Origin of the sequence: Streptomyces silvisoli (assembly GCF_029269905.1) — a bacterium.
In the GTDB taxonomy this organism is placed as follows: Bacteria; Actinomycetota; Actinomycetes; order Streptomycetales; family Streptomycetaceae; genus Streptantibioticus_A; species Streptantibioticus_A silvisoli_A.
Window position 1 is genome coordinate 1 of sequence record NZ_JARJBC010000018.1, and the last position, 19,534, is coordinate 19,534.

Genomic DNA, 19,534 nt, shown 5'->3' on the forward strand with positions numbered 1-19,534 from the left:
ACGCCACACGCACGATCTGGCACCCCGAGGCCGTCAGCTCCGCGATCTGCTGCAACGTGGCACCGATGTCGGCCGTCACCGTGGTGGTCATCGACTGCACCGACACCGGCGCGTCGCCACCCACCGCGACCGACCCCACCTGGATCTTGCGGCTCCTGCGCCGTTCCGCCAGCTTGGGCGGAACGGACGGCACGCCGAGTGAAACCGCCGCCATGGCTCAGCCCCGGTTTCCGGCGACGGTGTCGCGTGCGGCGCGCAGCGACTCCTTGAGCGAACCCATGGTGGCGAAGACGGCGGTGGGCTCGTAGCCGCAGTGGGCCATGCAGTTGTCACAGCGCGGGTCCTTGCCGCGGCCGTACTTGTCCCAGTCGGTCTTCTCGATCAACTCCCTGTAGGTGGGGACGTATCCGTCGCTCATCAGGTAGCAGGGGCGCTGCCAGCCGAACAACGAGTAGTTGGGGATCGCCCAGGCGGTGCAGGGGAAGTCGGCCTTGCCCTCCAGGAAGTCGAGGAACAGGGGACTGTGGTTGAGCCGCCACCGCTGCCGGTTGCCGCCCGCGAACGCCTTCCTGAACAGTTCCCTGGTCTGCTCGACGCCGAGGAAGTGGTCCTGGTCGGGCGCCTTCTCGTAGGCGTAGGCGGGCGAGATCATCATCTCGTCCACCTGTAGGTCGTCGTTGAGGTAGTTGAGCACCTCGACGATGGTCTGCGGAGTGTCGGTGTTGAAGAAAGTGGAGTTGGTGGTCACCCGGAAGCCGCGCCGCTTGGCCTCCTTGATCGCGGCAACGGCTTCGTCGAACACACCCTCCTTGGCCACGGACTCATCATGGCGCTCACGCAGTCCGTCGATGTGCACAGCGAAGGCGAAGTACCGGGAGGGGGTGAACTTGTCCAACTTCTTACGGAGCAACATCGCATTGGTGCACAAGAAGACGTATTTCTTTCGGGCCACCAACTGCCGCACGATCTCGTCGATCTGCGGATGCATCAGCGGTTCGCCCCCGGCGATCGACACCATCGGCGCACCGGACTCCAGGACGGCGCCCACCGCCTGGGCGACCGGCATGCGTTGTTTGAGCACACCGGCCGGGTGCTGGATCTTGCCGCAACCCTCGCACTTGAGGTTGCACGCAAAGAGCGGTTCAAGTTCCACGATCAAGGGGAACTTCTCGCGGCGGCGGAGCATTTTCTGTTCAAAGAGGTAGGTCCCGACCCGGACGGTCTGACGGAGCGGCATGGCCATCTGGCTCACCTCCAAGGGAGCTCGGTAGAGCGGTGCCAATCAAGAAAGGCGGGAAGAATAGACCTCAACACGCGGAACGCGTTGATTCCTGTGCGGAGCGTCGCGACACGCAGGAGTTCGTACTCAGGGGTGTCCACAACGACACGGACGGCGGTCACCGGACGCGGCCCCGCGGCGAGGGCCGCGCGCTGGACGGCGGCCGACTCCATGTCGACCGCCGTCGCCCCGGCAACGCGCAACGCGGATCGCTCCGCGCCCCGGACCACATGGTCCGAGGCGGCGATCCGACCGGTGTGGACGGTGCACCCGAGCCGCCGTACGGCGGCGGCCAACGGTGCGCCGTCGGCGGTGCGGTCGTCGACGACCACGTCACCGGGTGCCACGCCGGGGGCCAGCCCGGCGCAGAAGCCGGTGGCGAGCACCGCCGCGCCACGCAGCGCCGGGTCGTCGCGCAGCGCCCGGGTCACCGCGCGTTCCGCGTTGCGCGGCCCCATGCCGGTGCGCAGCAGCGCGACCGGACCGGCCGCGCCCAGGCGGCTTCCCCGGCGCAGTGCCGCCGCCTCGACGCCCAGCGCGCAGACGACCAGCAGCGGGCCCCGGCCGAGATCCCTACCCTCCGGCCCTCTCCGCACGTCGGGTGGTATCGGCTCGGTTTCGGACCGGAACATCAAGCGGCCTTCCCCAGCGGGGCCTCTGCCTGCAAGGAGGGTTCGCCGTGCAGGTAGCGACCGAGCGCTGTGACCGGGAAGACCATCCGGTACAGGTGGTAGTTGATGGAGAAGTCCCATGGGAAGCCGGTGCCGGTGAAGTACGGCTCGTCCCAGGACCCGTCGGGTGCCTGGGTCTCGGCCAGCCAGCGGATGCCGCGCTCGACCGCCTTGCCGTCCCGCTCGCCCGCGGCCAGCAGCGCCATCAGCGCCCACGCGGTCTGCGACGCGGTGGAGGTGCCACGGGCGATCCAGCCGGTGTCGGCGTAGGAGCGCAGGTCCTCACCCCAACCGCCGTCCGCGTTCTGCACGCTCTCCAGCCAGCTGACCGCCCGGCGGATCGCCGGATGCGACGTGGGAATCCCGGTGGCGACCAGTGCGGGCACCACGGAGCCCGTTCCGTAGACGTAGTTGACGCCCCAGCGGCCGAACCAGGCGCCGTTGGCCTCCTGTTCGGACAGCAGCCACTCCACACCGCGCCGGGTGCGCGGATCGTCCGTCATGCCGACGGCCGCCAGCATCTCCACCACGTGCGCGGTGACATCGGCCGACGGCGGATCGATGACCTCGCCGAAGTCGCAGAACGGCAGCAGGTTGGGCAGTCGGCTGGTGTTGTCCACGTCGAACGCGCCCCAGGCGCCGTTCCTGGACTGCATGCCCAGCACCCAGCGCGCCCCGCGCTCGATGGCGGACCGCAGCCGCGCCTGATCGGGGTGGGCGATCCGCTTGAGCGCCAGCACCACCTCCGCGCTGTCGTCGATGTCCGGGTAGTTGTCGTTGTGGAACTCGAACGCCCAGCCCCCGGCGGGGAGTTGGGGGCGGCGCACCGACCAGTCGCCGCGGCGGGTGATCTGCTCGTCCAGCATCCATCCCGCCGCCTTCACCAGCGCCGGATGGTCGGCGGGCAGCCCGGCGTCGGCCAGCGCGATGGCGGCCAGGCAGGTGTCCCACACCGGGGACTGGCAGGCCTCGATCATCCGGCTGCCGTCCTCGTGCCACACCGCGAAGCGGTCCAGGGACTCAAGCCCGGCGCGCATCACCGGGTGTTCCATGTCGTAGCCGAGCAGGTGCAGTGCGATCAGCGAGTAGACGGCGGGTGGTTGGATGCCACCCCAGCAGCCGTCGTTCTCCTGGCGCTCGATGATCCAGCGGGCGCAGACGTTCAACGCGGTGCGGCGCAGCGGCCGCAGGTTGACCTTGCGGTAGGCGTGCAGCGCCTTGTCCAGGCGGTGGAAGACGCCCTCCCAGCTGGCCAGCGGAGCCGCGGGGCGCGGCGGGTTGGGCACCTTGGGATCGGTGTGCAGCTCGTCCAGCGCGAACGGCGCGGGCCGCACCGGGCGGTGGGCGCCGACCACGGTCAGCGGCACGATGGTCTGCCGGGCCCACTGCCCGAAGGAGTAGATGTTGAGGGGGAACCACTTGGGCAGGTAGATCAGCTCCGGCGGCAGCTCGGGCAGATCCTCCCACTTCCACCAGCCGAACAGGGCCAGCCAGATCCGGGTGAACACCCGGGTGCCGGCGATGCCGCCCTGGGCGCGCACCCACTGCGCGGCCTTCGCCATATGCGGTGCGCCGGGTTCGTCACCGGCCAGTCGCAGCGCGGTGTACGCCTCGACAGTGGTGGACAGTTCGCCGGGGCCGCCGTAGAACGTGGCCCAGGTGCCGTCCTCGGCCTGCTGGGAGCGGATCCAGCGGGCACCCGCCTGAAGCGTCTTGTCGTCCTGGATGCCCAGGAACTGACGGAGCAGCAGGTCTTCGGCGTCCATGGTGACGTTGGTCTCCAGGGTGCCCTTCCACCATCCGTCCGGATGCTGCGCGGCGAGCAGGTAGGCGGTGGCGCGCTCCGCGGTGCGGGCCGCCGCCTCGTCCAACTCCGTTACGGGGTCGGCCGCGGACGCCGGGGTCGATGTTTTGTTGGCCGAGGTGACACGGGGTGGTAGGGATCCCGCGCTGCCGTCGGTCGTCGCTGTCATGGCTTCCCCTTCTGCACACTGCGCTGGTGGGGCTTCCACCGCACGCCTTTGCGGACGTGCGGTCGGCGACTGGGTTAAGTCGTCGGACTCTGATAAGTCGTCGGTTGCCTTGGTCATCTTTCTCGTACCACAACGAAGTCCGCGAGGGCGAAGAGGTTTTGCCGGGTTTCCTCGGGCATGGCGACACCCCGCAGTGCGTCCAGCGCCGTCGCGTGCTGGCGGCGGGCTTCCTGCGACGTCCACTCGCGTCCGCCCGCCTCCTCGATCAACGCGGCGCGGTCGGCGAACTCCTCCTCGCTGAAGTCACCGATCTCCGGGTTCTTGGCGTCGGCGGCGAGGAGTTCGGCGAGCCGCTCGGCGGCGGCGCCCTTGGCGGCCAGTGCCGCGACGACCGGCAGGGACTTCTTGCGCTGCCGCAGGTCGCTCCAGGTCTGCTTGCCGGTGACGGCGGGCTCGCCCCAGATGCCCAGCAGGTCGTCCACCGCCTGGAACGCCAGGCCCAGGTGGTAGCCGTACGCCTCCAGGGCGTCGGCGGTGGCGTCGTCGGCGCCGCCGAGCACCGCGCCGATGGAGGAGGCGCAGGCCAGCAGGGCGCCGGTCTTGTTGCCCTCCATCTCCAGGCACTCCTTGACGGTGACCCGCTCGCGGTGCTCGAAGGAGATGTCCTGCGCCTGACCGTCGATCAGCTTGCGGGTGGCGGTGGTGAGCCGCTTGGTGGCGCGCCGGGCGTCGGTGGTACCGACCTCCAGCAGGATCTCGTTGGCCAGCGCGAACAGCGCGTCGCCGACCAGGATCGCCTGCGCCGGTCCGTGCACCTTCCACACGGTGTCGCGGTGCCGGCGTTGCTCGTCGCCGTCCATCAGGTCGTCGTGCAGCAGCGAGAAGTTGTGCACCAGCTCGACGGCGACCGCCCCCGGGATCCCGACCTCGGGCGCGGCGCCCGCGGCCTCCGCGGACATCAGGGCGAGGGCGGGGCGCACCGCCTTGCCGCTGTCGCCGTCGGTGGGGCGCCCGGTGGCGTCGATCCAGCCGAAGTGGTAGGCGGCGACGGTGTTCATCGGAGGCGCGAGCCGGTCCACCGCCGCGCGGAGCACGGGGGTGGACATCGTCCGCCCGCGCTCCAGCAGCGCGGTGACGCCGTCGCGCGCCTCGGGCGCTGCGACCTGCTGCTCGTGGGCCGGGGTCACGTGTTCTCCTTGGGTCCTGTGGATGTCGTGGTGGCTCATGCGGCCGTCAACTCCCCGTCCGGGGCGGGCCTGCCCAGTTCCGTGAGCGCCTCCCTGGCGGCCCGCAGCCCGCTGCGCACGGCGCCCTCCATGGTCGCGGGCCAGCCGGTGGCGGTCCACGCGCCGGCCAGGTACAGGCCGGGCGCCTGGGTTCGGGCCTCGGGGCGCAGCCTGCCGACGCCCGGGGTGGGGGCGAAGGTGGCGGTGCGCTCCCTGGTGACGAAGAAGTCCCGCACCGTCACGCCGCGTGCGGCGGGGAGCAGCCGCTCCAGCGCGGGCAGGTACCGGTCCCGCAACTCGCTGACGGGACGGTCGATGTCGTCGTGCGCGGCCGACTGGGACAGCGCCAGATACTGCCCGCGGCTGGTCATCCCGGAGGTACCGGTCCGGTCGAAGACCCACTGGACGGGGCTGTCCAACGCGGCGAAGAAGGGCCGCTGGGTCACTGTGCGGTCGTACACGACATGGACGTTGAGGATCGGCGCGGTGCCGATGCGCAGCAGCGCGCCGGGGTCCGCCAGCGCGCCGTCCGGCAGCAGGCCGTGCGCCTCGCGCTGCGGTACCGCGAGCACCACGGTGGCGGCGGTCAGCCGCTCGGCGCGGCCGGGGCCGGTGGCCACGTCGACCTGCCAGCCGCCGTCCGCCGCGGGACGCAGCGCGGTCACCCGGCCGCGCAGTACGGTGCGCACCCCCGCCCTTTCGAGGGCGGTGCGGGCCCGGCCGTGGTGCAGGTCGCCGAGCGGGGCGGTGGCCCACCCGATGTCGGCGGCGCCTGGGTGGGACAGCAGGCCGGTCTTGAACACCATGGCGGCGAGCGCCAGCGAGGACTGCTCGGCGGTGGCGTTGAGGGTGGCCACGCCGACCAGGTCCCACAGCGCGGCGACGGTGCGCGGCGACTGGCCGCGGTCCCGCAGCCAGCTGCCGAAGTCCGTCTCGTCCAGCGCCGGGTCGTCCAGGTCGAGACCGCGCAGCGCCAGCGCGGCCCGGCCGACCCTGGCCCGTTCGGCGAGCGAGAGGTGCGGGTAGGTGGCGAGCGAGGCGGCGAGGTGCAACGGTACCGGCAGCGCGGCCCGGCGCAGCCGCCCGAGTCGGGCACGGCGCGCGTCCAGCACCGGCACGTCGAGCCGGTCCTGGAGGGTGACCATGTCCTGGGCGGCGATGCGGTCGAGGAACCACTGGTACGCGGTGCAGCAGCGCAGGAAGACGTGTTGGCCGTTGTCGACCGTCAACTCCCCTGCGGCGGTGGCCCGTTGGAAGGAGAAGGCGAGTCCGCCCAGCCGCGGGCGGCCCTCCACGAGGGTGACCCGGACCCCGGAGTCGGCGAGGGTGAGCGCGGCCGTGGTCCCGGCCAGCCCGCCGCCGATCACGACCGCCTCCGGTCCCCGCGCGGCCTCGGACGCCGCGTGCTCGCTCATGCCCGCCCCCGTTCGACGCCGCCGTCTGGCGGCGTGGTGAGGGACGCGCGGGAGGCCGGCAGGGTTGGTCCCGAGCCGTCCGGGCGCGGCCGTTGCGTGGTGATCGGTGGTCCGGAACGCATCAGGCGCGCCCCCTGGCGACCTGCCGGGCGTCCAGACCGGCGAGTCCGCGCAGCGCCACGTACGCCTTCTCACGGCCGGGCAGCGAGACCCGGCCGCGCAGCACCGCCTCCGGGTCCGCGGCGATCCGCTCCAGCAGGCGGCGGTAGATCCCGGCCATGGCGGCGACACAGGCGCCGCTGCGCCGGTCGAGCATGGGCAGCAGCCGGAAGCCCTCGTCGAACAGCGCACGGGCGCGCCGGACCTCGAAGTGCACGAGTCCGGTGAAGTCGGAGCCCTCCGACGGCCGGGAACCCCGGAACCCGGCGGAGCAGCCGAACTTGGCGAGGTCCTCGGCGGGCAGATAGCTGCGCCCGTTGGCCGCGTCCTCGCGTACGTCCCGTAGGACGTTGGTGAGTTGGAGGGCGAGGCCGAGCGTGTTGGCGTACTCCGCGGCGTGCTCGGCGTCGCGTGCGCCGGGTACGGTGCCGAACACGCCGAGGGAGAGCCGTCCGATGGCCCCGGCGACGCAGCGGCAGTAGTCCTTCAGGTCGTCCCAGGTCTCGTAGGTCTCACCGCGTACGTCCATCAGCACGCCGTCGATGAGTTCGTCGAGCCCGCCGAGCGGCAGCGGGAAGCGGCGCGCGGCGTCGGCCAGCGCGACCGCCACCGGGTCGGTGTCGTCCTGCTCCACCTCGCCGTCCCTGATCCGGCCGAGCAGCGCTCTGGTCTCCTCCAGCCGGACCTGCTTGACGGCCGGGTCGAGGTCGCCGTCACCGATGTCGTCCACCCGGCGGGAGAACGCGTACAGCGCCGACATGGCCTGACGTTTCTCCCCGGGCAGAAGCCTGATGCCGTAGGCGAAGTTGCGGGCCTGCTGCCCCGTCACGGTCTCGCAGTACCGGTACGCAGCGAGCACCGGCGCGGACGTGTGCGCGGTACCGTCCACGGTCCGGCTCACCCCTCTCGTCGCAATGTGGAGCCCACCTCGCGCAGCAGTCCGAGCTTGGTGGCCTTCGGCGGCCCCGGCAGGACGTCGTACCCGGCGGCCGCGACCGCCGCGAGCGCGGCCCGGCCCCCGGCGACAAACCCGGCGAGCAGCAGCTTCAGCCTGCCGTGGACGCTACCCACCAGCGGGGTGCCTTCATTCAACAGATCACCGGCGCGTTCCGCTTCGAATTTCACCAGCGCACGCACCTTCGCGCCGCCGGTGGGGGCGGCGAGGTCGGCCTCGGTGACGCCGAACCGCGCCATGTCCTGAGCGGGCAGGTAGACGCGGTCCCGGCGCAGGTCCTCGGCGACGTCCTGGAGGTGCTCGATGATCTGCAGGGCGGTGCACACGGCGTCGGAGCGTCGGATCCGCTCCGGGGTGGCGGTACCGGTGATGGCGAGAACCAGTCGGCCCACCGGGTTGGCGGACAGTTCGCAGTAGGCCAGCAGGTCCTGGTGGCTCTGGTAGCGGCTGACCCGCTGGTCCTGGCGGTTGGCCTCGATCAGGCCGAGGAACGGCTCGGGGGTGAGCCCGCGGCGGCGAACCGTGGGTTGCAGCGCCCGCAGCAGAGGGTGTCCCGGGGTGGCGTCGAAGACCCGGCGCAGATCGGCCTCGAAGGCGTCCAGCATGGCGAGCCGGTCGTCGGCCGCCTCGCGCGGCAGGCCGAGCCACAGCGCGTCGTCCCGGCCGGGCGGCAGGTCGCCGTCGCCGATGTCGTCGACCAGCCGGGCGTAGCCGTAGACGGCCATCAGGTCGTCGCGCCAGGCGCGCGGCAGGAAGAACGGCGCTACGGGGAAGTTCTCACGGGCGGCCTTGTCCAGCACGGCTCGGGACTGCGCGGCTCGCGACCGAACGGCCGCGTCGGCCTGTCCGGCGCCCACCCGCGCGGTCACCACTGGAAGCCCCGGGTGCGAGCGGCGGACGCGCCTCGGAGCTGGATGGTCTGCGTCGTCATGGCCGCCACATCCCCCGTTCTACACCGATCCCTAGGATCTTCCCATTTCGGACACGCCGCTCCCAATACCGCCCCTCCATTCCGGCTCGCGCCGCCCTTCGGATCCGCCCTCCCGTATGGGGGACAGACCATCGGTATTCCGGCGCTGAGCACCGCCCCAGCGTACGCCGTACAGTGATCCGTCGTACGCGGGGGTGGTTCGCGAGAACCTCCGCGACGGTGAACAAGCCGGGGGGTGTGAATCTTCCCTTCGGCCCCACGAGTTGCCGCACATCACGCTATCGGCCTCCGCCGATGTTGTCGGCGGAGGCCGGGAAAAAGTCCATGCGGTATGCCGGTAGTGGCTATTTGCCGCCGGTGTGCTCCTCGTACGCCTCAAGCACCTCTTCGGTCGGGCCGTCCATCCACAGCTCGCCCTTCTCCAGCCACAACACCCGATCACAGGTGTCCCGGATCGACTTGTTGTTGTGACTCACCAGGAACACCGTCCCGGCCTCGGCCCGCAACTCCCGGATCCGCTCCTCCGACCGCTTCTGAAACGCCCGGTCACCCGTCGCCAACGCCTCATCGATCATCAACACATCGTGCTGCTTCGCCGCCGCGATCGAAAACCTCAACCGCGCCGCCATACCCGACGAATACGTCCGCATCGGCAACGAGATGAAATCACCCTTCTCATTGATCCCCGAGAAGTCCACAATGTCCTGATACTTCTCACGAATCTCGGAATTACCCATCCCCATCGCCAACCCACCCAGGATGACGTTCCGCTCCCCCGTCAGATCATTCATCAACGCCGCGTTCACACCCAGCAACGACGGCTGCCCATCGGTGTACACCCGACCCCGCTCCGGCGGCAGCAACCCCGCGATCGCCCGCAGCATCGTCGACTTACCCGAACCGTTCGAACCGATCAGCCCGACCGCCTCACCCCGGTACGCCACGAAACTCACCCCGCGCACCGCGTGCACCTCACGCACGTTCGGCGACGTACGACGCTGCACGATCCGACTCAACGCGGCCGTGGCACTGCCCTTGCCGCTGCCCGCACCATGCACCCGGTACACGATGTGCAGATCGTCCACGATCACCGTGGGAACCCGCTCGGCCCCACCCACCTGCTGCTCAGCCACGACCGTACTGCTCCTCAGCCTTCCAGAAGAACACGAAGCCCCCGATACCGGCGACAACGGCCCATGCCACGGCGGCGATCCATACGTGGTGCGGCAGTTGCGCGGAGGTGAAGCTGTCGATCAGCGCGAAGCGGATCAGGTCGATGTACACGGCGGCCGGGTTCAGGTCCAGCAGCACGCCGACCGCGGTCGGCAGGTGCTTGACGACCTTGTCGATCGCGTAGAACACGCCGGAGACGTACATCCAGGTGCGCAGCAGGAAGGGCATCAGCTGGGCGAGGTCGGTGACCTTGCTGCCCAGCCGGGCCACGTAAAGCGCGACACCGATGTTGAAGACGGACTGCAGCACCAGCGCGGGCAGCAGCAGGAACCAGGAGAACTGCGGCACCTCGCCGGTCATCAGCACGATGGCGACCAGCACGATCATCGAGTACAGCAGCTGCTGCAGCTGGATGAGGGTGACCGAGATCGGCAGCGCGGCCCGCGGGAAGTGCAGTGCGCGGATCAACCCGAGGTTGTCGGAGATGGCCCGGGTGCCGGCGAGCACCGTGGACTGGGTGAAGTTGAAGACGAAGACGCCGGTGACCAGGTAGGCGATGAAGTTGTCGATGCCGTGGTCGGTCTGCAGCAGCACACCGAAGATCAGGTAGTAGACGGCCGCGTTGAGCAGCGGCGTCATCACGTTCCAGATCTGGCCGAGCCGCGCCTTGGTGTACTGGGCGCTCAGCCGGGCGATGGAGTACGCCACGATGAAGTGCCGACGTCCCCACAACTGGTGTACGTAATCCGGCAGGCTCGGCCGGGCACCGCTCACCGACAGCCCGTACTTGGCCGCCAGCTCGGCCGGTGACAGGCCGCCGTCAGCGGCCGAGACCGGCGGGGTGCTCACGGCGACCGCGCCCTCATGCGTGGTATCGCTCACAGTTGACACTTTCGTCCTCATGGTGCACGGGCCGGGGCGGGATCCCGGTCCGCGCCCGATGCGTTTCCATCCGAGCTTGTCAGATGACGGGTGGTCGTCCCAGTCGGGTCAGCCGCCAAACCGTACGCCACTTCATTGTGTGACGCGGGCCACAGGGAGTGGTCCACCCCTCCTTGAAGCCGCCCACCCAGGCCCGCAGCGCCTGCCGGGACGGGCGCCGGGCGACGGTGAGCAGGATCCAGGTTCCCAGATACAGCGGCACCAGTGGAGCCGGAAGGTTCCTCCGGGCCAGCCAGACCCGGTTGCGGGCCACCATCCTGTGGTAGACGGCATGGCGGCTCGGGGCGGTCGCCGGGTGCTCCAGCACCATGTCGGACCGGTAGTCGATCAGCCAACCGGCGTCCAGCGCCCGCCAGGCCAGGTCGGTCTCCTCATGGGCGTAGAAGAACTCGTCGGGCAGCCCGCCGACCTGCTGGAGGACCTCGGTGCGTGCCGCGCTCGCACCCCCCAGGAAGGTGGTGACCCGGGACGAGCGCATCGGGTCCGAGGCGCGCAGCCGCGGAACATGGCGGCGCTGGGTGGTGCCGGTGGCCGGGTCGGTGATGCGGAAGCTGAGGATGCCCAGCTTCGGGTCGGCGGTGAACGCCTCCCGGACCAGTTCCGCGGTGTCCTCGTTGGGCAGGAAGCCGTCGTCGTCCAGGAACAGGATCGCGTCGACCTCGGACCCGCCGGGCCCGAACGCCTCGATGCCCACGTTGCGTCCGGCCGGGATGCCCAGGTTCTCCGGCAGCTCAACGGTCCTTACCCCGTCGGGGAGTTCGGGAAGCGGTGAGCCGTTGCCCACCACCACCACCTCGACGGGCTCACCGCGCTGCTTGGCGACGGAGTCCAGCAGGGCGCGCAACTCGGCGGGGCGGTTGCCCATGGTGAGCACCACCGCGCCGAGCCTGGTCACCGGGCGGCCCGTCATCGCAACCTGCTCGACGCGAGGATGGACACCAGATGCAGCACCGTCTGCAGCATCGCGATGGCGGCGAGCACGGCGACGCCCAGCCGCGAGAAGAACAGGTCGCCCCTGATCGCGTCCGCGACCGCCAGAGCCAGGATCAGCAGGGACGCCTCGATCCCCAGGACGAGCCGGTGGAACTTCAGGGCCGCGGCGGCCCTGCGGGCCAGCGCCAGACCGGACGAACGCGGCTCGGACGCCGCCTCCTTGACCGGGGGCAACCCGCCCTGGTGGCGGGCGACGCCGACGAGGTCGGTCTCGGCCTTGATCAGGACCGCGCCGAGGGCGGCGAGGGTGCCGAGAAAGGCCCACAGCCAGTCGATCCGCCCGTGGCCCCACAGGTCGGCGGCGCGCAGGCCGAAGCCCACCAGGACCGCCGCGTCGCACAGGTAGGCGCCGACCCGGTCCAGGTACACGCCGCCGAGCGAGAACTGCTTCTTCCAGCGGGCGACCTCGCCGTCGACGCAGTCGAGCAGCAGGTAGAGCTGGGCCATCAGCACACCGAGCACGGCGCCCGGAATGCCGGGCACCAGCAGCGCGGGGCAGGCGAGGACACCGAAGAGGGTCATCAGGTAGGTCAGCTGGTTGGGCGTGACCCGGGTGTTCACCAGGTGCCGGTCCACCCGCAGCGAGATCTCCCGCATGTAGATGCGCCCGGCCCAGTGCTCACCGCTGCGCCGGTCCTTCACCCCGGCGGGGTGAACGACCGGCCGCAGTTCAGCTACCGATGGCTTTGACATAGTCCGCGTACGCATCCCTGATCGCGTCGGTGTCGAGGTCCAGGTGTTCCAGGATCGTGTACCGCCCGGGGCGGGTCTGCGGCGCGTACTCCACCGCGGCCACGAACTCGGCGTCGGAGAAGCCGATTTCGCCCGGTAGCACCGGCAGGCTGTGCCGCCGCAGTACGTCGGCGATGTTGCGGGCCTCGTCGGCCGCGCCGCGCAGGTACATCGCGAACGCCGCACCCATGCCGACCTGTTCGCCATGGGAGGCGGCCCGCTGCGGGTACAGCAGGTCGAAGGCGTGGCTGATCTCGTGGCAGGCGCCGGACGACGGGCGGGTGTCACCGCTGATCGCCATGGCGATGCCGGAGAGCACCAGCCCCTCGGCGAGCGTGGTCAGGAAGTCGTCGTCGGTGATGGTGCCGGGGTGCCGCAGCACCGACTCGCCGGCGCTGCGGGCCATCGCGGCGGCCAGGCCGTCGATGGGCTCGGCGGTCTCGCGGTGCGACAGCTCCCAGTCCGCGAGGGCGGACAGGTTGGAGACCGCGTCGCCGATGCCGGAGCGTACGAAGCGAGCCGGGGTCTGCCGGATCACGTCGAGGTCGATGACGAGCGCGATCGGCTGCGGGACGCCGTAGGAGCCGCGGCCGTTGTCGTTGTCCAGGGTGGACACCGGCGAGCAGATGCCGTCGTGCGACAGGTTGGTCGCCACCGCCACCATGGGCAGCCCGACCCGCGCGGCCGCGTACTTGGCCACGTCGATCACCTTGCCGCCGCCGAGCCCGACCACCGCGTCGTACCGCTTGCCGCGCATGGCGTCGGCCAGCTTGACGGCGGAGTCCAGCGAGCCGCCCGCCACCGAGTACCAGTCGGCGCCCGGCAGTTCGGGGGCGAGCCGCTCCCGCAGCTTCTGGCCGGAGCCGCCGCTGATGGCGACCGCGAGCTTGCCCGAGCTGGAGACGCGCTGGTCGGCGAGGAGGCCGGCCAGGTCGTCCAGCGCTCCGCCGTTGATGTCGACGACGACCGGCGAGGGGATCAGCCGGGTCAGTACAGGCACGCGATCTCCCGGGCCCGCTTGAGGTCGTCGTGGTTGTCGATCTCGACCCAGGAGACCTCGCCGATGGCGGCGGTGTCGACCTGGAAGCCGCGGTTGACCAGCTCCTGGTAGCCGTCCTCGTAGTACAGCTGCGGGTCGCGCTCGTAGGTCGCCTTCAGCGCGTCCGCGAGCGCCGCGGCGGCCTCGGACTCGATGAGGGTGACGCCGATGTACTCACCGGTGGCCTCGGCCGGGTCCATCAGCTTGGTGATCCGCCGCACGCCCTTGCCGTCGGCGGTGACGACCTTCATCTCCTCGTCGGCGAGCTGCTTGACCGTGTCGAGGGCCAGGATGATCCGCTGGCCGTTGCCGCGGGCGGACAGCAGGGTGCGCTCCACGGAGGCGGGGTGGACGGTGTCGCCGTTGGCCAGGATCACGCCCTCGGTGAGCACGTCACGGGCGCACCACAGGGAGTAGGCGTTGTTCCACTCCTCGGCCTTGTCGTTGTGCACCAGGTGCAGCTTGACGCCGTACTTCTTCTCCAGCTCCGCCTGGCGCTCGATGACGGCCTCGCCGCGGTAGCCGATCACGACGGCCGCGTCGGTCAGACCGACCTCGGCGAAGTTGCCCAGGGTCAGGTCGAGGACCGTGGTGGCAGCCTCCGCCCCACCGGGGCGGCCTACGGGGACCAAGGCCTTCGGCAGGGTGTCGGTGTAGGGGCGAAGACGCCGTCCGGCGCCGGCCGCCAGCACGAGGCCGATCATGTGGGTTCTCCTGTTTCGTCGTGTACCGCGGGTGCACCGGCCGAGACCCAGAAACGGATGGACTCGGTGAGCACCACCAGCGCCAGGTATCCGGCCAGTACTGCTACCGCCGTGGGCCAAGCTGCCGTTTTCAAAGCTGTGGTGTGCGCGAGCAGGGCTGAGGCCACGGTGATCACCAGCAGCCTGCCCTCATGGCCGCCGGTCGCGCGGACCAGGGCCCGGGGAGGCGCACCGGTGCCGCCGCGGATGCGGTACACCGTGTCGTAGTGATGGTAGGCGACGGCCGCCACCAGCCCGAACGCCGCTGGAAGCGCGCCGGGCACGCCGGAGCGCGCGGCGAGCGCCAGGATCACGGTGTACTCGGTGGCGCGCAGGATCGGCGGGACCAGCCAGTCCAGCGCGCCCTTCAGCGGTGCCGCGACCGCCACCGCCGAGGTCAGGCAGTACACACCCGCCCCGAGCACCGGCCACCAGGTGCCGTACGGGGTGAGCAGGGCGGTCGCCAGTGCGGCGGCACCGCCGACGACGGCGGTCACCGGCGCCGCGAAGGACGGCAGCACGCGCGCCGCCAGCTCCGCCACCGGCCCGGAGTCCGCCAGATCCGCCAGCGCCTGTGCCGCCCGGTCGGTGCGCCGCGCCTTGCGGGTGACCGAGCGCAGCACCCGGCCCGCGGTGGTGTAGCAGGCGGCGAAGGAGCAGCCGACGAGCAGCGCGTAGAAGACCACCCGCGGCGTGGTGGCCGCGGTCAGCACCGCGATCAGCGCCCAGCGCTCGCCGATCGGCAGCACGATCATCCGGCGCACCCACACCGTCCAGCCCACGCCGTCCAACCGGTCGGAGAGGGAAGCGGTGGGGCTGGTGTTGGCGGTGGCGTCGTGGTTGGACTCGTTGAAGGAGAAGTCCACGACATGGCGGCAGGTCTGCAGCACCATCGCGCCGAGCGCCAGCGCCCACACGTCGTCGCCCGCCCGGGCCGCGCCGAGCGCCAGGCCCGCGTAGTAGGCGTACTCCTTGGCCCGGTCGAAGGTGGCGTCCAGCCAGGCGCCGAGGGTGGAGTACTGCAGGGAGTAGCGGGCCAGCTGGCCGTCGGTGCAGTCCAGGAAGAAGGAGGCCAGCAGCAGCACGCCCGCCGCGACGAACCCGGCCCGGGTTCCGGTGGCCGCGCAACCGGCGGCGATCAGCGCGACCAGCAGCGAGGCGGTGGTCACCTGGTTCGGGGTGAGGCCGCGCCGGGCGCACCAGCGGGCCAGGTAGCGCGAGTAAGGGCTGACGCAGAACGTCGTGAAGAAGCCGTCGCGCGACTTCACGGCGGTGCGCAGCCGTACCTCCTCGTCATCGACGGCCGCCACGGCGTCGCGGGCCTCGGCGCGCGCCGCCTCGTCGGCGGGCACCGCGGCGGTCAGTACGCCCAGCTCCGGCCGGTGTACCGGAACGCCGGCGGTGTCCAGTGCGGCGGCCAGTTCGTCGGGGGTGGCCAGGCCGTCGGCGGCGAGGCACAGCCGGTCACGGCCGGCGGGGCTGACGCCGAGCGCGCCGGGGACGGCCCCCGCCGTGAAGCGCGGGTCGGTCAGGGCCAGCCGCAGCGCGTGCCGGTGCCCGATGAAGCGGCGGTCGACCACGGCGACCCTGGTCCCGGCGGGTGCGGCCTTGAGGTGTCCGGCGAGCTCGGCCGGGCTGTCCGCGGCGACCACGTCGAAGCCGAGGAGGCGCAGATCGTCCTCCACGGTCGAGTCCGCGACCGGCGGACCGGTGAGGATGGCGGTCGACAGACGAACTCACTCCCTGATGGGTCAAGGCGACGGCAAGGTCCCGCGTGGCTGCTGCACCTCGTGGCGCCCGGATTCCGGACGCGCCTGCGTCCCGCCACGGCAGTTCGCGGGGCGGGTTCGACGGCTGAGGCTATCGGATCCCCGGAAGGCACCGTTCACCGCACGTTCACTGCCCCCCGGTGGCGGCCTCGGCGCGGCCCTGGACCGGGCTGGTCGCCCGGGCGGGCGGCACAGCAGACACTCCAGCATGGGCGAGGGTCGGGTGTGACGACAAACCGCCGGTGCGCCAGGTGATCGACCGGCGGGGGTGCGGTGGTGTGCGGCAGACTTAGGCATCTCGTACGTCATGAGCGTCAAGAGCGAAGGATGGCCATGCCGATCAGTCCCGCCACCGGCCGGCCCGGCGACCCAGCGAGCGCAGGTCCGTCGTCCGCCGGGCCGTCGTCCAACGGCAGCTCCGCACCGATCCTGCTGGAGCTGGTCGACGAGGGCGGTGTGACCATCGGCACCGCGGAGAAGCTGTCCGCGCATCTGGCGCCGGGCAGGCTGCACCGGGCGTTCTCGGTCTTCCTCTTCGACGACGAGGGCCGGCTGCTGATGCAGCGGCGCGCGCTCGGCAAGTACCACTCGCCCGGTGTGTGGTCCAACACATGCTGCGGCCACCCGTACCCGGGCGAGCAGCCGTTCGTCGCCGCCACCCGGCGCACCGCCGAGGAACTGGGCCTCGCGCCCGTGCTGCTGCGCGAGGCGGGAACGGTGCGCTACAACCACCCCGACCCGGCCTCGGGCCTGGTGGAGCAGGAGTACAACCACCTGTTCGTGGGCCTGGTCCGGGCCGAGCCGCGGCCCGATCCGGAGGAGGTGTGCGACACCGCGTTCGTCACCCCGGACGGCCTCGCCGAACTGCGGGAGGGGACCACGCTGTCCGCGTGGTTCGGCACTGTGCTGGACGCCGCGCTGCCCGCGGTACGGGAGCTGACCGGCCCGTCGGCGGGCTGGTGACGGGCCGGTGGGCCGCCGACGTCACAGCAGCGGCATCGTCAGCGGGAGGGCCGCCCAGACCACCTTCCCGCCCGCCGGGGTGTGTTCGACGTCACAGACACCTCCCGCCTCGTCGGTGATCGCCTTCACCAGCAGCAGGCCCCGGCCGCCGGTCTTGGCGTAGTCCGCCTCCAACGCCTTGGGGCGGTACGGGTGGTCGTCGGCCACGCCGACCCTCACCCACTGCGGCCCCACCGCGATCTCCACGGTGATCTGCGGGGAGAGCACGGCGGCGTGCCGTACCGCGTTGGTGACCAGTTCGGAGACGATCAGCAGCAGACCGTCCACGGTCTCGGCCGCGACCGGGACGCCCTGCCGGGCGAGCAGGTCGCGCACCGCGTGCCGCACCTGCGGTACCGAGGAGTCCAGGGCCGGTGCGGTGAACCGCCAGGTGCCCTCGTAGGGGCAGGGGGCGACCCGCTCCGCGCCCGGAACCGCTCGCGCGGTCTCCGGGGGCATGGGTTCGGGCGGGGTTCTCCCGCAGACCGTCATGACAGCACCAGCCCTCGCTGACGTACCCCGCAGTCCCGCCCTGTCCCCACTTGCCGGGGCGACGGGAACCGCCTCATATGTGAAGAGTGTTGGGGCCACAAGGCGCTTGCCGTTGCGCTGACCACAAGTCAGCGTGTCTCGACGGGTCTTGACCGATTCAGACCGTCTACAGTGGGCGGCCAGAGCGGTCTTGCGGCTTTTGCTCGCTAATTTCGGGGGGTTGTCCGAGAGGCAGACATTAGGATCGCCCGAATCGGACCACCGGCCGGACAGCCCGGACGGACCCCCGCACCCCGACTGGAGGAAGCCGCATGGCAGAGCCCGGCCTGTCGCTCGACCATGCCGACGGCGCCGCCACCGCGACCATCACCATCAGCAATCCGGCCAAGCGGAACGCCATGACCCCGGACATGTGGCGGCAGTTGCCGGAGTTGCTCGACCAACTGGCCGCCGACCCCTCGGTACGGGCACTGGTACTCACCGGCGCGGGCGGGACGTTCTGCGCGGGCGCCGACATCGAGGCGCTGCGCGGCCAGCCGGACCCCGGCGCACCGGCGGTGGTCGCGGAGGAGGCGCTGGCGGCCTTCCCCAAACCGACGATCGCGGCGATCCGCGGCTTCTGCGTGGGCGGCGGCTGCCAACTGGCCGCCGCCTGCGATCTGCGGTTCGCGGCGCGGGGTGCCCGGTTCGGGGTGACACCCGCCAAGCTCGGCATCGTCTATCCGGCGTCGTCCACCCGCAGGCTGGTCGGCCTGGTCGGCCCGGCCACCGCCAAGTACCTGCTGTTCTCGGCCGAGTTGATCGACGGCGAACGGGCGCTGCGCACCGGGCTGGTGGACGAACTGCTCGCCGACGGGGAGCTCGACGCGCGGGTCGCCGAGTTCACCGGGATCCTGACCGCACGCTCCCAGCTCACGCAGGCGGCGGCCAAGGAGTTCACCGCGATGGCGCTGGGCGCGTCCGGCGCCGCGGATCCCGGCCGGCTGGCGCACTGGGCGGAGCAGGCGCGGGACAGCGCGGACCGCACCGAGGGGGTGGCCGCCTTCCTGGAACGCCGGATGCCGAAGTTCACCTGGACGGTCGAGACCGCCCACACCGCCCGCCCGGCGCGGCGAGGACACCCCGGCAACGGTTCTACCGACGGGTAACGTGACGCCATGACGACTCTCACCCTGCGCGCGTCACGGCGTTGCTACAACGCCCTCAACCCGCTGCACTCGGCCTTCTACTTCGCGCCAGAGCACGATGACGAGCTGGCCGCGCTCGGCCTGGAACGCGGGTCGATGGCGTACTTCGCCGGGCGGGCCGCGCCACTGGGCGCCGTCGGTGCGGGCACGGTCACCGCGACGTTCTACAACTTCCACCCCGACCTGGTCGCCCGGCACATCCCGCGCGCCTGGCACGCCGCGTCGCCGCGGGCCGTGCTGGAGGCCCGGCTGCGCATCACCGACGCCTACCTGCGGCGGCTGCTCGGCCCGGAGGCCATCGGCTCCCGGCAGTTGACCGAGGCCGCCGAACTCGCGCTACGGGCCACCGAGGCCTGCGGCCGCCCCGGCCGCCCGCTGTACTCGGCCAACGCCGACCTGCCGGTGCCCGACGCCCCCCACCTGGCGCTGTGGCACGCCGCCACACTGCTGCGCGAACACCGTGGTGACGGGCATCTGATCGCGCTCGCCGAGGCCGAACTCGACGGCCTGGAGGCCCTGGTGTCGCACACCGCCACCGGCAAGGGCTTCACCCGCTACTTCTCCCAGGCCACCCGCGGCTGGTCGGCCCAGGAGTGGTCGGCGGCCGAGGAGCGGCTGCGGGAGCGCGGACTGCTGGACCCGGCGGGCGAACTCACCGAAGCCGGTGTGGAACTGCGGCGCACCATCGAGGACGACACCGACCGTCTGGGCTTCGCCCCCTACCGGCACCTGGGCGCGGAGTACGCCGAACGGCTGACCGAGCTGGTCGCGCCGTTCACCAAGGCGGTGCTGGCGGCCAACGCGCTGCCGGTCAAGCACATGGGCAAGTAGCGGCCGGGCTCCCGTCAGCGGT

At 71.4% G+C, this 19,534-nt stretch carries 19 protein-coding genes; 3 read left to right on the forward strand and 16 right to left on the reverse strand.

Going from position 1 to position 19,534, the window contains the following annotated elements:
* The 15 genes from P3G67_RS25140 to P3G67_RS25210 all read right to left on the reverse strand — a co-directional run.
* A partial coding sequence (locus P3G67_RS25140; protein WP_276095528.1) for a flavodoxin-dependent (E)-4-hydroxy-3-methylbut-2-enyl-diphosphate synthase occupies nt 1-214 on the reverse strand: 214 nt, incomplete at its 3' end.
* 3 nt (nt 215-217) lie between these two features.
* On the reverse strand, nt 218-1,243 hold the full coding sequence (gene hpnH, locus P3G67_RS25145) for an adenosyl-hopene transferase HpnH (RefSeq protein WP_269859671.1): 1,026 nt from the start codon (nt 1,241-1,243) through the stop codon (nt 218-220).
* 5 nt (nt 1,244-1,248) lie between these two features.
* The gene (locus tag P3G67_RS25150) at nt 1,249-1,911 is read right to left on the reverse strand and encodes a phosphorylase family protein (protein ID WP_276095529.1); all 663 of its coding nucleotides are present in this window, start codon (nt 1,909-1,911) and stop codon (nt 1,249-1,251) included.
* Nucleotides 1,911-3,923, reverse strand: a complete 2,013-nt coding sequence (gene shc / locus P3G67_RS25155; protein ID WP_276095530.1) for a squalene--hopene cyclase — start codon at nt 3,921-3,923, stop codon at nt 1,911-1,913. The genes P3G67_RS25150 and shc overlap by 1 nt, the downstream gene beginning before the upstream one ends.
* A 113-nt stretch (nt 3,924-4,036) precedes the next feature.
* Complete coding sequence (locus P3G67_RS25160) at nt 4,037-5,110, reverse strand: polyprenyl synthetase family protein (RefSeq protein ID WP_276095531.1); 1,074 nt, start codon at nt 5,108-5,110, stop codon at nt 4,037-4,039.
* 35 nt (nt 5,111-5,145) lie between these two features.
* Complete coding sequence (hpnE, locus tag P3G67_RS25165; protein ID WP_276095532.1) at nt 5,146-6,564, reverse strand: hydroxysqualene dehydroxylase HpnE; 1,419 nt, start codon at nt 6,562-6,564, stop codon at nt 5,146-5,148.
* Nucleotides 6,565-6,685: 121 nt separating this feature from the next.
* Nucleotides 6,686-7,624 (reverse strand): presqualene diphosphate synthase HpnD, encoded by a 939-nt coding sequence (hpnD, locus tag P3G67_RS25170; protein ID WP_276095533.1) that lies wholly within the window; start codon nt 7,622-7,624, stop codon nt 6,686-6,688.
* Nucleotides 7,621-8,535 carry a squalene synthase HpnC gene (hpnC, locus tag P3G67_RS25175; protein ID WP_313881277.1) on the reverse strand — a complete coding sequence of 305 codons (915 nt, stop codon included), beginning with the start codon at nt 8,533-8,535 and terminating at the stop codon, nt 7,621-7,623. Before hpnC ends, hpnD begins: the two co-directional genes overlap by 4 nt.
* A gap of 418 nt (nt 8,536-8,953) precedes the next feature.
* Nucleotides 8,954-9,742, reverse strand: coding sequence for an ABC transporter ATP-binding protein (locus P3G67_RS25180; protein ID WP_276095534.1), 789 nt, complete (start codon nt 9,740-9,742; stop codon nt 8,954-8,956).
* Nucleotides 9,735-10,664, reverse strand: a complete 930-nt coding sequence (locus P3G67_RS25185; protein ID WP_276095535.1) for an ABC transporter permease — start codon at nt 10,662-10,664, stop codon at nt 9,735-9,737. The genes P3G67_RS25180 and P3G67_RS25185 overlap by 8 nt, the downstream gene beginning before the upstream one ends.
* Before the next feature lie 79 nt (nt 10,665-10,743).
* Nucleotides 10,744-11,634: a glycosyltransferase family 2 protein gene (locus P3G67_RS25190; protein ID WP_276095536.1), complete on the reverse strand. Its 891-nt coding sequence runs from the start codon at nt 11,632-11,634 to the stop codon at nt 10,744-10,746.
* Nucleotides 11,631-12,410, reverse strand: a complete 780-nt coding sequence (locus tag P3G67_RS25195; RefSeq protein WP_269858831.1) for a CDP-alcohol phosphatidyltransferase family protein — start codon at nt 12,408-12,410, stop codon at nt 11,631-11,633. Before P3G67_RS25195 ends, P3G67_RS25190 begins: the two co-directional genes overlap by 4 nt.
* Nucleotides 12,388-13,449, reverse strand: coding sequence for an iron-containing alcohol dehydrogenase family protein (locus P3G67_RS25200; RefSeq protein WP_276095537.1), 1,062 nt, complete (start codon nt 13,447-13,449; stop codon nt 12,388-12,390). The genes P3G67_RS25195 and P3G67_RS25200 overlap by 23 nt, the downstream gene beginning before the upstream one ends.
* Nucleotides 13,437-14,192 carry a phosphocholine cytidylyltransferase family protein gene (locus tag P3G67_RS25205; RefSeq protein WP_276095538.1) on the reverse strand — a complete coding sequence of 252 codons (756 nt, stop codon included), beginning with the start codon at nt 14,190-14,192 and terminating at the stop codon, nt 13,437-13,439. Before P3G67_RS25205 ends, P3G67_RS25200 begins: the two co-directional genes overlap by 13 nt.
* A complete protein-coding gene (locus P3G67_RS25210) occupies nt 14,189-15,961 on the reverse strand; it encodes a DUF5941 domain-containing protein (RefSeq protein ID WP_276095628.1) in 1,773 nt (590 codons plus the stop codon). Before P3G67_RS25210 ends, P3G67_RS25205 begins: the two co-directional genes overlap by 4 nt.
* Before the next feature lie 372 nt (nt 15,962-16,333).
* On the opposite strand from P3G67_RS25210, the gene idi reads away from it, so the two are divergent.
* Nucleotides 16,334-16,963, forward strand: a complete 630-nt coding sequence (idi, locus tag P3G67_RS25215; protein WP_276095539.1) for an isopentenyl-diphosphate Delta-isomerase — start codon at nt 16,334-16,336, stop codon at nt 16,961-16,963.
* Between the two features lie 21 nt (nt 16,964-16,984).
* On the opposite strand, the gene P3G67_RS25220 is transcribed toward idi, so the two are convergent.
* Nucleotides 16,985-17,461: an ATP-binding protein gene (locus P3G67_RS25220; protein ID WP_276095540.1), complete on the reverse strand. Its 477-nt coding sequence runs from the start codon at nt 17,459-17,461 to the stop codon at nt 16,985-16,987.
* A gap of 344 nt (nt 17,462-17,805) precedes the next feature.
* Between P3G67_RS25220 and P3G67_RS25225 the strand changes: the two genes are divergently transcribed.
* Both P3G67_RS25225 and P3G67_RS25230 read left to right on the forward strand, forming a co-directional pair.
* Nucleotides 17,806-18,642: an enoyl-CoA hydratase/isomerase family protein gene (locus tag P3G67_RS25225; protein ID WP_276095541.1), complete on the forward strand. Its 837-nt coding sequence runs from the start codon at nt 17,806-17,808 to the stop codon at nt 18,640-18,642.
* A gap of 9 nt (nt 18,643-18,651) precedes the next feature.
* Complete coding sequence (locus tag P3G67_RS25230; RefSeq protein ID WP_276095542.1) at nt 18,652-19,512, forward strand: SCO6745 family protein; 861 nt, start codon at nt 18,652-18,654, stop codon at nt 19,510-19,512.
* Nucleotides 19,513-19,534 lie beyond the last annotated feature (22 nt).

Excerpts from the sequence above, each read along its gene's own strand:
- hpnE (WP_276095532.1), bottom strand. The coding sequence starts at position 6,564 with ATGAGCGAGCACGCGGCGTCCGAGGCCGCGCGGGGACCGGAGGCGGTC.
- P3G67_RS25225 (WP_276095541.1), top strand. The coding sequence starts at position 17,806 with ATGGCAGAGCCCGGCCTGTCGCTCGACCATGCCGACGGCGCCGCCACC.
- P3G67_RS25220 (WP_276095540.1), bottom strand. The coding sequence starts at position 17,461 with ATGCCCCCGGAGACCGCGCGAGCGGTTCCGGGCGCGGAGCGGGTCGCC.
- idi (WP_276095539.1), top strand. The coding sequence starts at position 16,334 with ATGCCGATCAGTCCCGCCACCGGCCGGCCCGGCGACCCAGCGAGCGCA.
- P3G67_RS25205 (WP_276095538.1), bottom strand. The coding sequence starts at position 14,192 with ATGATCGGCCTCGTGCTGGCGGCCGGCGCCGGACGGCGTCTTCGCCCC.
- P3G67_RS25195 (WP_269858831.1), bottom strand. The coding sequence starts at position 12,410 with ATGTCAAAGCCATCGGTAGCTGAACTGCGGCCGGTCGTTCACCCCGCC.
- P3G67_RS25150 (WP_276095529.1), bottom strand. The coding sequence starts at position 1,911 with ATGTTCCGGTCCGAAACCGAGCCGATACCACCCGACGTGCGGAGAGGG.
- hpnH (WP_269859671.1), bottom strand. The coding sequence starts at position 1,243 with ATGGCCATGCCGCTCCGTCAGACCGTCCGGGTCGGGACCTACCTCTTT.
- P3G67_RS25190 (WP_276095536.1), bottom strand. The coding sequence starts at position 11,634 with ATGACGGGCCGCCCGGTGACCAGGCTCGGCGCGGTGGTGCTCACCATG.
- shc (WP_276095530.1), bottom strand. The coding sequence starts at position 3,923 with ATGACAGCGACGACCGACGGCAGCGCGGGATCCCTACCACCCCGTGTC.
- P3G67_RS25230 (WP_276095542.1), top strand. The coding sequence starts at position 18,652 with ATGACGACTCTCACCCTGCGCGCGTCACGGCGTTGCTACAACGCCCTC.